Raw genomic sequence first — 13,106 nt, 5'->3', positions numbered from 1 at the left:
GGGCTTCAGCGGTACAGCAGGCCTGGCAGCCAGGTGGCGAGCCCGGGCCACAGGGCCAGCAGGCCCAGCATGCTGAGCTGGAGGGCGATGAAGGGCAGCACGCCGCGGTACATGGCCAGCATCGGCAGGTCCGGCGGCGCCACCCCGCGCAGGTAGAACAGGGCGAAGCCGAAGGGCGGGGTGAGGAAGCTGGTCTGCAGGTTGATCGCCATCATCACCCCCAGCCAGACCGGATCGACGCCGAGCGCGAACAGCACCGGCGCGACGATCGGCACCACGATGAAGGTGATCTCGATGAAGTCGAGCACGAAGCCGAGCAAGAACATCAGCAGCATCACCGCGAACACCGCGGTGCCGCGGCCTCCGGGCAGGCCGGAGAGCGCGGCATGCACCAGCTCGTCGCCGCCAAGGCCTCGGAACACCAGCGAGAACAGCGCGGCGCCGAACAGGATGGCGAAGACCATGGCGCTCACCTTCACCGTCTCCCGCGCCACGTCGAGCAGCCGGGAAAGCGAGAACTGGCCGCGCAGGGCGGCGAACACGCAGGCGCCCACCGCGCCCACCGCCGCGGCCTCGGTGGGCGTGGCGATGCCGGCGAGGATCGAGCCCAGCACCAGCAGCACGAGGCCCACCGCGGGCAGCACGTCGCGCAGCAGCGGCAGCAGGCCTGGGTGCTGGGTCGCGGGCAGGGCGGGGGCCTGTGCCGGCCGGCGCCAGGCCACCCACAGCACCCAGCCGAGGTAGAGCAGCACCAGGCCGAGGCCGGGCAGCAGGGCGCCGGCGAACAGGTCGCCCACCGAGAGCGTTTCCGGGGCGAAGTTGCCGGCGGCGAGCTGGGCGCGCTGGTAGGCGCTGCCGAGCTGGTCGCCGAGCAGCACCAGCACGATCGAGGGCGGGATGATCTGGCCCAGGGTGCCGGAGGCGGCGATGGCGCCGGTGGCGAGGCGCGGATCGTAGCCGGCGCGCAGCATCACCGGCAGGGCGATCAGGCCCATGGTGACCACGGTGGCGCCGACGATGCCGGTGCTGGCGGCGAGCAGGCCGCCCACCAGCACCACCGCCACCGCGAGGCCGCCGCGGCGCGGGCCGAACAGGCCGGCCACGCGGGTCAGCAGGTCTTCGGCCAGCCGGCTGCGTTCCAGCATCACGCCCATGAAGACGAACAGCGGCACCGCGAGCAGGGTGGCGCTGGTCAGGGTGTCGAACAGCCGGCCGGGCAGGGCGGCGAGGAAGGCGGCGTCGAAGGCGCCGAGCCCCATGCCGAGCAGAGCCACCATCAGGGCGCTGCCGCCGAGCGCGAAGGCCACCGGGATGCCGCCGGCCATGGCCGCGCACAGCCCGAGCAGCAGCAGGCCGAGCAGCAGGGCATGCAGGACTTCGAGGCTCATGCCCGGCCCCCGAAGGCCACGGGCCAGCGGCGCAGCAGCTCGGCCAGCCCCTGCAGGGCCAGCAGCAGGCTGCCGAGCGGCAGCAGGCTCTTGGCGAGGTAGAGGCCGGGCAGGCCGCCGGTGCTGGCCGAGCGCTCGCGGATGCTCCAGCCCAGGGCCACGTAGTCGAGGCTGAGCCAGAAGAGCGCGGCGCAGAAGGGCAGCAGGAACAGCGCCAGCCCGAACAGCTCCACCCGCGCCTGGGTGCGCGCCGACCAGCGGGCGGCGAAGGCATCGATGCGCACGTGGCGGCCGTGCTTCAGCGCGTAGCCGAGGCCGAGCATCACCATCGCCGCATTGAGCCAGAGCACGGCGTCCTGCAGCTTCACCGAGCCGATGCCGACGAGCCGCCCGAGCACCAGGGCCAGCATCAGCAGCACCACGAGCAGGGCGCAGAGCGCGGCCAGCCCCCCCGCCGCCTCGGAAAGCGCATCGGCGAGACGCAGGGGCAGCGGGGGCGGGGCATCGGTCATGGGCGTCGTGCGGCGCGTGGCGAGGCGACGGGCGAGGATGGCACCGCGCCGCGGCCGGCCTCAAGCGCCCCGGCGCTACACTGCCCGCCCCACCGTTCCCGGCCGCTGCCATGCCGCGCCTCGTCCTCATCGACGGCTCCTCCTACCTCTACCGCGCCTTCCACGCCCTGCCGCCGCTCACCGCGCCGGACGGCACGCCCACCGGCGCCCTGTTCGGCGTGGTCAACATGCTGCGCGCCATCCGCAAGGAGGCGCCGGAGCATGCCGCCTTCGTGCTCGATGCCCCGGGGCCGGGCTTCCGCGAGGCGCTCGATCCGCAGTACAAGGCCAACCGCCCGCCGATGCCGGAAGAGCTGCGGGCGCAGGTCGAGCCGCTGCTCGCCATCGTCGAGGCGCTCGGCTTCCCGATCCTGCGCGTGCCGGGGGTCGAGGCCGACGACGTGATCGGCACCCTGGCGGTGCAGGGCGCGGCGCAGGGCATGGAAGTCACGATCTCGACCTCGGACAAGGACTTCGCCCAGCTGGTCCGCCCCGGCATCGTCCTCGTCAACACCATGACCCAGTCGAGGCTGGCGAGCGACGAGGACGTGATGGCCAAGTTCGGTGTGCGCGCCGGCCAGATCGTCGACTACCTCGCCCTGATGGGCGATAGCGTGGACAACGTGCCCGGCGTGGAGAAATGCGGGCCGAAGACCGCGGCCAAATGGCTGGCGGAATACGGCAGCCTGGATGCCGTCATCGCCAATGCGGACAAGGTCGCGGGCAAGCTCGGCGAGCACCTGCGCGCCGCCCTGCCGCGCCTGCCGCTCAACCGTATGCTCGTCACCATCAAGACCGACGTGCCGCTGGAGCAGGGGCCGGCCGAGCTGCGGCTGCGGCCCCCCGAGACCGGGGTCCTGCGCGCGCTCTACCAGCGCTTCGGCTTTGCCGCCGCCCTGCGCGAGCTGGACGGGGGGGCGGCGGGCGATGCCCCGTCGAAAGCAGCGGCGGGGCAGGCCGCCGGACGCGCTGCGGCCCCAGCCATGCCGGTCGATCCCGCCCTTTCCGCCCGGAGCGAGGGGGAGTGCGTGCTCGACGAGGCCCGGCTCGCGCACTGGGTGGCGGTGCTGCGCGAGGCGCCGCTGATCGCCTTCGACACCGAGACCGATGGCCTCGATCCGCAGCAGTGCACGCTCGTTGGCCTGAGCCTCTGCGTCGAGCCGGGCCGCGCCTGCTACATCCCGCTCATGCATGCCTATCCCGGGGCTCCGGCGCAGCTGCCTTGGGCCACCGTGCGCGAGGCCCTGCGGCCGATCCTCGAGGACGCCGCCCGGCCCAAGCTCGGCCAGAACGGCAAGTTCGACCTCGAGGTGCTGGCCCGCCACGGTATCGAAGTGCAGGGCTATGCCGAGGACACCCTGCTGATGAGCTTCGTGCTCGATGCCGGGCTCAACCGCCACGACATGGATGCCCTGGCCGAACGCCACCTCGGCTACACCACCCTCAAGTACGAGGAGGTCTGCGGCAAGGGGGCGAAGCAGATCACCTTCGACCAGGTCGATCTCGAGCGCGCCACCGCCTACGCCGCCGAGGACGCCGACATCACCCTGCGCCTGCATGCAGTGCTGGCGCCGCGGCTGGCGGCCGAGCCGGCGCTGGCCGCGGTCTACCGCGACATCGAGATGCCCCTGGTGCCGGTGCTGGCACGGATGGAGCGCACCGGCGTGCTCATCGACGTCGAGGCGCTCCGGCGGCAGAGCGCCGACCACGCCAGGCGCCTGCACGCCATCGAGCAGGAGGCGCACGCCATCGCCGGCCGCGCCTTCAACCTCGATTCCCCAAAGCAGCTGCAGGCCCTGCTGTTCGATGAGCTGGGGCTGCCGGCGCTGGTGAAGACGCCCACCGGCCAGCCCAGCACCAACGAGGAGGCGCTCGAGGCCATCGCCGACCAGCATGCCCTGCCGCGCCTGATCCTCGAGCACCGCAGCCTCGCCAAGCTCAAGGGCACCTACACCGACAGGCTGCCGGAGAGCGTCAATCCGCAGACCGGCCGCGTGCACACCCGCTACAACCAGGCCGGGGCCGCCACCGGGCGCCTGTCCTCGAACGACCCGAACCTGCAGAACATCCCGATCCGCACCGCCGAGGGGCGGCGCATCCGCGAGGCCTTCATCGCCCCGGAAGGCCGGGTGATCCTCGCCTGCGACTACTCGCAGATCGAGCTGCGCATCATGGCCCATCTCTCGGAAGACCCGGGCCTGCTGCGCGCCTTCGCCGAGGGGCTGGACGTGCACCGCGCCACCGCGGCGGAAGTCTTCGGCGTGCCGCTCTCCGAGGTCAGTAGCGAGCAGCGCCGCGCCGCCAAGGCCATCAACTTCGGCCTCATCTACGGCATGAGCGCCTTCGGCCTCGCCCGCCAGCTCGGCATCGAGCGTGGGCAGGCGCAGGACTACATCGGCGTCTACTTCGCCCGCTACCCCGGCGTGCGCGCCTACATGGAGCGCACCCGCGAGCAGGCCCGCGAGAAGGGCTATGTCGAGACGGTGTTCGGCCGCCGCCTGCATCTTTCCGAGATCCGCTCGCGAAACCCGGCCCAGCGCGCCGGCGCCGAACGTGCGGCGATCAATGCGCCGATGCAGGGCACGGCCGCCGACATCATCAAGCGGGCGATGGTGGCGGTGGATGCCTGGATCCGGCCGCAGGCCGCACGCCTCGCCATGCTGATGCAGGTGCATGACGAACTGGTGTTCGAGGTCGACGCCGATTTCGTGGACGAGGCGCGGGAGGCCATCCGCGGCCTGATGCAGCAGGCGGCCACGCTGCGGGTGCCGCTGGTGGTGGAGGCCGGCGTGGGCCGGAGCTGGGACGAGGCGCACTGAGTGCGGCGGCCAGGGCCGGGCGTGCAGAAGATTCACGCGCGAATAGCGATTCCGTCACGCTTTCGACACGAAGCCGTGAATCGAGCCTGAATCCGGACCTTTGGAGGGCCCGGGATTCACGAACTCCTCAGTCCCCGAGTGGTCAGATGGCACGCAACGGATGCAACGTCCGTTGCCGTGGACTCGATCCCTCCCCTGGTCGACCCACACCGAGGCGGAAAGCCCTCCCCTGCTGGCCGCCTCACCGGCCCCGCGAACTCCTCCCCTGGTTCGCGGGGCTTTTTCTTTGCCCGGCATTCCCGGCCCCCTCTCCGGCATGGCATAAGCCGCGCCATGTCCTCCCCATACGATCTCGCCATCGTCGGCGGCGGCCCGGCAGCCGTTGCCCTGCTGCGCGCCGCGCGCCGCCTCCTGCCCGGCTGGCGTATCGCCTGGTGCCGCGGCCCCGACACCGCCTTCCTGCCCGCCTACGGCGGCAACAGCGATCTTCATCGCCTCAACGTGCCGGTGGAGCGCATGGGGCTCGATGCCGAGGCGCCGCTGGATTTCCTCGAGTGGCTGCAGCGCAGGCATCCGGCGCGGGCCGTGCGGCCCGGGCAGTTCGTGCCGCGGCACTGGTTCGGCGAGTACCTCGCCGCCTGCGCCGAAGGGCAGGCCGATGTCGAACACCGTCAGCCGGTGGTGGCGCTCCACCGCGAGGGCGGTCTCTGGCATCTCGCGCTGGCGGCGGGCGGGGCCGTGGTGACGCGCCGGGTGGCGCTCTGCCTTGGACTGCCCGCCACGGTTCCTCCGCCCTTCGCGCCGCCGCACTGGATCGCCGATGCCTGGGCCTGGTGGCGTTCCTTGCCAGAACGCGGCCTCCCGCTCGATGCGGACGGGCGCGTGCTGCTGGTGGGCAGTGGTCTCACGGCCGTGGACATGGTGCTCGGCCTGCGCGAGCGCGGCTTCCGTGGCCGGATCGAGGCGGTGTCGATCGAGGGCGCCTGGCCCGAGGCGCATGCCGATACCCCGCCACTGGACCCGGAGACCCGCGAGTGGCTGGAGACCCGTCTCGACGCGGTGGCGGATGCCCGCGGCCTGGTACGCCTGCTGCGCACGGCCTGTGCCCGGCAGCCCTGGCGCGCGGTCGTCGACGCCCTGCGCGGCGGCAGCAACCGCCTCTGGGCCGGACTGCCGCTGCCGGAGCGCCGGCGCCTGCTGCGCCATGCCTTCGGGCAGTGGACGCGGCACCGCCACCGCATGGCCCCCGATGTGCTCGCCGCCCTGCAGGGCGATCCGGCCCTCGTGCTCGGGCGCGGTCGCATCCATATCGATACCGCCGGCCGGATATGGAGGCGTACGGGAGGCGTGGATACCGCGGTGACGGCCGCCCTGGTGATCGATTGCCGGGGGCCCGGTTTCCGCCGAGCCCTTGCCGGCGATGCCCTGCTCGCCAGGCTGGTGCGCGAGGGCGTGCTCGAGGCCAACGCCCTCGGCACCGGCGTGCGCACGCCGGCCGATCCCACGCTGGCCGTGCTGGGCGCGGCGTTGTTCGGCGAGCGCATCGAAACCACGGCGGTGCCGGAGCTGCGGCAGCAGGCGCTGGCGGCGGTGCGGGGCTGGCGGGAGGGCGAGCGCCTGAGCTCGCGGTGACGGTTCACCCGGTGCGGCATGGCGCGAGCCTGCCTGCCGCGTGCGATTCCATCTTGAGTGCGATCCCGAGTGCGCCTGCCTCGTGTGGACGGCGGTCGCGGGCGCCTCAGATTCCGCGTCCGGCTCCATATTCGGCGCCGCAGGCCATCCCTGGCCTGCTCCCGCTGACCGCCATCCGCACGGGCGCGGCGTGGGAAGTTCGTCGCGGTGATGTCAGGAAAAGCAAGGCTCGCCGCAGCCGCGCCGGAGCGCCGCGCCCGCGCACTCACCGCGAAGGCAGGCGCTCTCCGATGAAATGCCGCGTGCGGCCTCAGCCCTCCGCCAGCCAGTCGCGCGGCACCAGGTACTCCGAAAGCCGCGCCTCCGCGCTGCCCGGCTCGGGCACGTAGCCATACTCGAAGCGCACCCGCGGCGGCAGGCTCATCAGGATGCTCTCGGTGCGGCCGCCGCTTTGCAGGCCGAACAGGGTGCCGCGGTCCCAGACCAGGTTGAACTCGACGTAGCGGCCGCGGCGGTAGAGCTGGAACTCGCGCTCGCGCTCGCCGTAGGGCATGGCCTTCCGCCTCGCCACGATCGGCCGGTAGGCCGCGAGATAGCCTTCGCCCACGGCGCGCAGGTAGGCGAAGCTGCGCTCGAAGCCGTCGGCATGGAGGTCGTCGAAGAACAGCCCGCCCACGCCGCGGCATTCGTTGCGGTGCTTGAGGAAGAAGTAGCGGTCGCACCAGGCTTTGTGCTCGGCGTAGCGGGTGGCGCCGAAGGGCGCGCAGAGGTCCCGCGCCACGCCGTGCCAGTGCCGCACGTCCTCGTCGAAGGGATAGAAGGGCGTGAGGTCGAAGCCGCCGCCGAACCACCAGATCGGCTCGCGGCCTTCCGGGCGGGCCTCGAAGTAGCGCACGTTGGCATGCGAGGTGGGCACGTAGGGATTGCGCGGGTGGATCACCAGCGATACGCCCACCGCGCGCCACGGGGCGCCGGCCAGCTCCGGGCGGTGGGCGGTGGCCGAGGCGGGCAGGGTCTGGCCGCTCACCTCGGAGAAGCCCACGCCGGCCTGTTCGAACACCGCGCCCTCCTTCATCACCCGCGAGCGGCCTCCGCCGCCCTCGGCGCGGGTCCAGGCATCCTCGGCGAAGCGGCCCTGGCCATCCTCCTCCTCGAGGCCTCGGCAGATGCGGTCCTGCAGGCCGCGCAGCCAGTCGCGGACGGTATCGAAGTTCGGGGTGGGCTCGGTCACGGCGGGGCAGCGTGCAGGGAATGCGATGCCGCGCAGTCTAGCCGCCGCGCCGCCCGCTGCCTTGCGCGGCGTCAACCGCAGGCCCCGTCGCTATACTTCGCGGCCCTGCCTCCAGCCCGCCTGCCGTGCGCGTCAGCGACCGCTCCAGTCCCGATGCCCTGCTCGACATCGATTTCGCCGATGCGGCGGGCCGGCTCGGCAGCGGCTGTCTCTGGCTCGGTGGAGCGCGGCGCGAGGTCTGGCAGGCGGCCCTTCCGGCCGGCGACTGGCAGGCGGACGCCGGGCTATGGCGGCGCGAGGCGGGGGCGCTCGGGGTGCTGGCCCTGCGCCTGCCGCTTCCGGCCAGCGCCGATCCGGCCGGCGCCACCGAACATGCCTACCGCAGCCTGCTCGCCGCCGCGCGGCCGGGCCCGCGTCCCTACCTGATCCGGGTGTGGAACTACCTCGGCGCGATCAATGCCGGCGAGGGCGATGCCGAGCGCTACCGCCGCTTCTGCGTCGGCCGCGATGCTGCGGTGGACGCCATGTTCCGCGACCCGCCGCCGGCCGCCACCGCTATCGGTGCGCCGAAGGCGGATGCACCGCTCTCGCTGCTGGCCCTGTGCAGCGCCGGGCCCGGCATCGCGCTGGAGAACCCGCGCCAGACCCCGGCCTGGCAGTACCCGCGCGAGTACGGCCCGGTGCCGCCCGGCTTCTCGCGCGGGGCGGTGCTGCGCGATGGCGACACGGCGGTGCTGCTGGCCTCGGGCACGGCCAGCATCGTCGGCCATGTCTCCCTGCATCCCGGCGACGTGCTCGCCCAGCTCGACGAGAGCCTCGCCAACCTCGAGGTGCTGCTGGAGGAGGGCCGGCGCCGCGCCGGCGCCGACTTCCATCCGGGCACGCTGCAGGCCCTGCGCGTCTACCTGCGCGATCCGGCGGCCATGCCGGCGGTGGCAGCGCGCCTAGCCGCCCGCGGCTGGCCCCTGCCGCGCATCGCCTTCCTGCACGGCGACATCTGCCGCCGCGAGCTCGACATCGAGCTCGAGGGCGTGTTCGGCGAGGACCGGTAACGCGACTGCAGCGCCGCAGTCGCGCTCCGGGGGGCTCGGGCGTGATCGCTCCTACTGCCCCAAGCGGCTTTCCACTTGGGCAATCGCACGATCAAGCTCGTGCAGCGAGGAGGGGGGTGTCAGCCCTCGGCGCACAAGATCCTCGTAAGAGGAGTAATTACAGAGCCCGGCCGCGAGGCAGGTGTGCGTCATCAGCCGGCCGGAGGGGCCGCATGTTTGGCTGCCCGCTCTCCGGCAAGCGGCGATCGCCCAAGCGTGGCCGTACCGCTCCGATCCGGAGAGCATTGAGAGTCCGCCCGGGAGGGTTCGCTGCGCCGCAAGCTGGGACAAGGCCATCAGTTCATCCGGCCGTGCCGCGTGCACGATGGACTCGAGGAGGCGTTCCGCTCCTTCGGGATTGGCGTCCTGGAGTGCTTCGAAGTTCGCCAGCTCGGAGACCCTATCGCCTCTTTCCCGTGCGCGATCACGATAGAGCCCCACGAGTTCGGGAACGATGGGAACGCCACCATCCAGCGTCTTGCAACGGGCGTCCTGGAGCTTGGCGATCTCGGCAAGGCGACTCGCATTCTCGGGTCGGAGTGTTGCCAGGAATTCGGCTTGGCGCCTTGCCTTGGCCGGATCGAGTGAATAGATGAAACAGTACTCGTAGATCTCTGCGATCATGCGGAGGGCAACGGCATCGCCCTGCGATTCCAAGAGGCGCAATGCTTCCCTGAGGGCGCCGTAATCGACGGATGCATCGAGATCGAGGGTGGTGCGTTCGACGAGCGGCGTGGCGGGACTGTTGGCGGAAGTGCTGGCTCGTTCTTCCGGCGTGCCTGCCGGGGCGGGGGATGGCGAAGAATCCGCGGCTTGATCAGCCGCGGCCCTGTTCCAGAAAAAGTGGCCCGCGAGGATGCCACCCAAGACGACAAGCAGTGCGGGAAGCAGATGTCGTGCGCGGTTCATCTCAGCCCGCCCGCCGCGCCCGGCGGGCGCGGATCTCGCGGTACAGCACCACCCCGAGGGTGAGCACGGTGATCGGCACCACGAAGTGCAGCATCACGCTGCTGTACACCGGCAGCACGGCGTGCCCGGTGCTGTCGAGGATCAGGTAGGCGGTGTAGGCCACGTAGTAGCCGAGGAAGAGCGCGCCCTCCCAGCGGTTGATCGAGTAGCCGACGAAGAAGATCGGCAGGCAGGCCACGGCCACCGCCAGCATCACCGGGTAGTCGAAGCGCAGGGCGGCATCGGGCACCGGCAGACCGCCGGGTGCCACCAGTGCCGTCAGGCCGAGCACGCAGAGGAGGTTGAAGATATTGCTGCCCACCACGTTGCCCACGGCGATGTCGCGCTGGCCGCGGATGGCGGCCACCACCGAGGTCGCCACCTCCGGCATCGAGGTGCCGGCGGCGACGATGGTCAGGCCGATGACGAGCTCGCTCACCCCCAGTGCGGTGGCGATCTCGATGGAGGCCGAGACCAGCCAGCGTGAGCCGAGCACGAGCAGGGCGAGGCCGACCACGATGAGGCCGAGATTGATGCCCCAGTGGTGGCTGCCCTCGATGGCCTCACCGGTCTCGCCGCTGGCCTTGCCAAGCCGCACCAGAAGCACGATGTAGGCCGCCAGCAGGGCGGCCAGCACGCCGCCTTCGAGCACCGAGAGCCGGCCGTCGAGCGAGAGCAGGAAGCTCAGCACCGAGACGCCGATCATGATCGGCACGTCGAGCTTCACCAGCTGCTTGCTCACCAGCATCGGCGTGATGAGCGCCGAGAGGCCGAGGATCACCAGCACGTTGAAGATATTGCTGCCGATGACGTTGCCGACCGCAATCTCGGCCTCGCCGCGGAAGGCCGAGCTCACCGAGATGGCGAGCTCGGGCGAGCTGGTGCCGAAGGCGACCACGGTGAGGCCGACTACCAGTGGGGAGAGGCCGAAGCTGGTGGCGAGGCGGGCGGCGCCCTTGACCAGCAGGTCGGCGCCCCAGATGAGCAGGGCGAGGCCGGCGAGGAGGGTGAGCAGGGTGAGAATCATGGGGCGTCGGGCTTGAGGGTGGCGTCCATCAGTTCGAGGATGCGCCGGTACTGGTCGTACCAGCTCTCCGGCTGCACGTAGGCGTGGCGCTCCAGCGGGTAGCTGGCCAGCTCCCAGCCGGGTTTCTTCAGCTCGATCAGGCGCTGGGCGAGGCGCACCGAATCCTGGAAGAACACGTTGTCGTCGATCATGCCGTGGGCGATCAGCAGGCGGCCCTGCAGATGCTCGGCGTGCTCGATCGGCGAGCTCTCGGCATAGACCTCGGGGCCGAGCTCCGGCGTATCGAGGATGTTGCTGGTGTAGGGGTGGTTGTAGTGGCGCCAGTCAGTGACCGGGCGCAGCGCGGCGCCGGCCTGGAACACGCCCGGGGCCTTGAACATCGCCATCAGGGTCATGAAGCCGCCGTAGCTGCCGCCGTAGATGCCGACGCGGGCGCGGTCGGCCTGGTAGTGCTCCACCAGCCAGTCGATCCCGTCCTTGTAGTCCTGCAGTTCCGGACTGCCCATGCGGCGGTAGATCGCCGTGCGCCAGTCGCGGCCATAGCCCTCGGAGGCGCGGAAGTCGAGATCCAGCACGAGGTAGCCGCGGTCGGTGAGCAGCTGGTGGAACATCTGCTCGCGGAAGTACACCGGCCAGCGCTGGTGCACGTTCTGCAGGTAGCCGGCACCATGCACGAACATCACCACCGGATACGTCCTGCCGGGCTCCAGGCGCGGCGGCGTGTAGAGCTTGCCCCAGATCGTGCCAGCACCATCGCTGCTCGGCACCTGCACGAAGCGCGGCTCGCGCCAGGGCATGGCGCGGAAGGCGGGGCTGCGGGTGTCGGTGAGCTTCACCGCCTCGCCACCGTCCACGCCCACCACCGCCGCCTGCGGCGGGATGAAGGGCGCCGACCAGCGCAGGGCGAGGCGCCGGCCATCGGGGGAGAGGGTGAAGTCCTCCACGCCGTCCAGCGCGGTGAGCTCGCGCACCTCGCCGCCGGCCACCGGTACCTGGCAGACCTCGTAGTCGCCGGGCCAGGCGCGGTTGCAGAGGAACAAGAAGTGGCGGCGCGCGGCATCCAGCATCGGCTGCGAGGCCTCCCAGCGGCCGGTGGTCAGAGCGCGGGGGCGGCGGCCGTCCTCGACATAGAGGTGCGAATGGCCGCTCTCCTCCGACAGCCACCAGGCGCGGCCGTCGGGCAGGGCGCCGAAGTCGTTGAAGTTCCAGTTGATCCAGGCCGGGTCGCTGAGCCGGTGCACGGTGGCGAGGCGGGCCTGGGCGCGGTCGATGCGGACGATCCAGCGGTCCTTGTTGTCGACGCTGCGCAGCATGGCGAGCGGGGTGCCGTCATCGGCGAACTGAAGGCCGATCAGGCGCACCGGACGCGGCCCGTTGAGCGCCGGCTGGCCGTGCTCGCGCTTCAGGGCCGCCAGCGGATCGACGTCGATGCCGGGCAGGGCAGTGAGGTCGAGCGCCCGCATCTGGCCTTCGGCCAGGTCCACGAGGCGCAGGCTCTGGCCCACCGGCGGGTTGCGGCCGACGCGGGTGCGCACGTCTTCGGCCTCCTCGTAGCCGCTCTCGTTGATGAAGCGCGGCATCTTGCCGCCGCGGCCGGCATCGGCGTTCTTCGGCTCCAGCGCCACCACGAGGTGGCGGCCATCCGGCGAGAGGCCGCTCGAGGCGATGCTGACGTCGTCGCCGAGGAAGACCGGCGCCGGCACGCTGCCGGGGTCGGCTTCGCGCTGCACCTTCGCCTCGGCGGCCAGGGCCTCGCGTTCGCCGCGCTGGCGGGCGAGGGTGGCGATCAGCCGCAGTTCCGTCTCGCGCAGCAGGTCGGGCTTCGGCGCCTCCTGCGGGTCCTTCTCGGCACGCAGCAGCGCCACGCTGCGCACGCGGCCGCTCATGAGGTCGGCGGCGCGCCATTCCTGGCCGACGCGGAAGAACAGCTCGGCGCCATCGCGGCTGAAGCGCAGGTCGCTCTCGGTCTCGCTGCTCTGGGTGAGCTGGCGGCGCTCGCCGCGGGCGAGCTCGACCACGAAGACATCGCCGTTGCGCACATAGGCCATGCGCTGCCGCGCTGGGTCGTACACCGGGTTCGCGGCGTCGGCCAGGGCCTGTGCCTCGGGACCGAGGCGGCGGCCCGGGGCGCTGCCGTCGGCCGGCTGCAGCCAGGTGTCGCGCACCGGCGAGCCCTCGCGCTTCAGGGCGTAGGCCACCTGCGCGGAATCCGCGCTCCACCACAGGCGCTCCACCGGCGGGCCGATCCAGTCGGGGTGCGACATGGCGAGATCGAGGCTGAGCGGCGGCGCGGTTTCGGCGCCGGCCACCGGCGCGAGCAGGGCGAGGGCGAGCGCCAGTCGGCGCAGCGGAGTGGCGGGCACGGAGGGCTCCATCGGCAGGATCGAGGCGGCGAAGCCTAGCAGGGCCGCGGCAAGGC

Annotated in this window: 9 protein-coding genes; 3 read left to right on the top strand and 6 right to left on the bottom strand. The window is 71.8% G+C overall.

From position 1 onward, the window contains the following. Positions 1-5 precede the first annotated feature (5 nt). Both G408_RS0109270 and G408_RS0109265 read right to left on the bottom strand, forming a co-directional pair. A complete protein-coding gene (locus G408_RS0109270) occupies positions 6-1,388 on the bottom strand; it encodes a TRAP transporter large permease (RefSeq protein ID WP_037412897.1) in 1,383 nt (460 codons plus the stop codon). Further along, on the bottom strand, positions 1,385-1,900 hold the full coding sequence (locus G408_RS0109265) for a TRAP transporter small permease subunit (protein ID WP_028770857.1): 516 nt from the start codon (positions 1,898-1,900) through the stop codon (positions 1,385-1,387). The genes G408_RS0109270 and G408_RS0109265 overlap by 4 nt, the downstream gene beginning before the upstream one ends. A 110-nt stretch (positions 1,901-2,010) precedes the next feature. Between G408_RS0109265 and polA the strand changes: the two genes are divergently transcribed. Both polA and G408_RS14045 read left to right on the top strand, forming a co-directional pair. Next, entirely contained in the window at positions 2,011-4,758 is a 2,748-nt protein-coding gene (polA, locus tag G408_RS0109260) for a DNA polymerase I (RefSeq protein WP_028770856.1), read from the top strand. 333 nt (positions 4,759-5,091) lie between these two features. After that, positions 5,092-6,390, top strand: a complete 1,299-nt coding sequence (locus G408_RS14045; RefSeq protein WP_028770855.1) for an FAD/NAD(P)-binding protein — start codon at positions 5,092-5,094, stop codon at positions 6,388-6,390. 310 nt (positions 6,391-6,700) lie between these two features. On the opposite strand, the gene hemF is transcribed toward G408_RS14045, so the two are convergent. Continuing rightward, on the bottom strand, positions 6,701-7,621 hold the full coding sequence (hemF, locus tag G408_RS0109250) for an oxygen-dependent coproporphyrinogen oxidase (protein ID WP_028770854.1): 921 nt from the start codon (positions 7,619-7,621) through the stop codon (positions 6,701-6,703). Between the two features lie 125 nt (positions 7,622-7,746). Between hemF and G408_RS14040 the strand changes: the two genes are divergently transcribed. Beyond that, positions 7,747-8,673 carry a chorismate transformation FkbO/Hyg5 family protein gene (locus tag G408_RS14040; RefSeq protein WP_051282836.1) on the top strand — a complete coding sequence of 309 codons (927 nt, stop codon included), beginning with the start codon at positions 7,747-7,749 and terminating at the stop codon, positions 8,671-8,673. Between the two features lie 51 nt (positions 8,674-8,724). Here the strand turns inward: G408_RS14040 and G408_RS15350 are convergent, their stop codons facing one another. From G408_RS15350 to G408_RS0109230, 3 genes are read right to left on the bottom strand one after another with little or no spacing between them, the layout of a single operon-like run. After that, positions 8,725-9,621, bottom strand: coding sequence for a hypothetical protein (locus tag G408_RS15350; RefSeq protein ID WP_156890119.1), 897 nt, complete (start codon positions 9,619-9,621; stop codon positions 8,725-8,727). 1 nt (position 9,622) lies between these two features. Next, complete coding sequence (locus G408_RS0109235; protein ID WP_028770852.1) at positions 9,623-10,687, bottom strand: calcium/sodium antiporter; 1,065 nt, start codon at positions 10,685-10,687, stop codon at positions 9,623-9,625. Then, the gene (locus tag G408_RS0109230) at positions 10,684-13,062 is read right to left on the bottom strand and encodes a prolyl oligopeptidase family serine peptidase (RefSeq protein WP_051282835.1); all 2,379 of its coding nucleotides are present in this window, start codon (positions 13,060-13,062) and stop codon (positions 10,684-10,686) included. Before G408_RS0109230 ends, G408_RS0109235 begins: the two co-directional genes overlap by 4 nt. Positions 13,063-13,106 lie beyond the last annotated feature (44 nt).

Origin of the sequence: Silanimonas lenta DSM 16282 (assembly GCF_000429065.1) — a bacterium.
Taxonomy (GTDB): Bacteria; Pseudomonadota; Gammaproteobacteria; order Xanthomonadales; family Xanthomonadaceae; genus Silanimonas; species Silanimonas lenta.
This window is presented reverse-complemented; position numbering and strand designations above follow the sequence as displayed.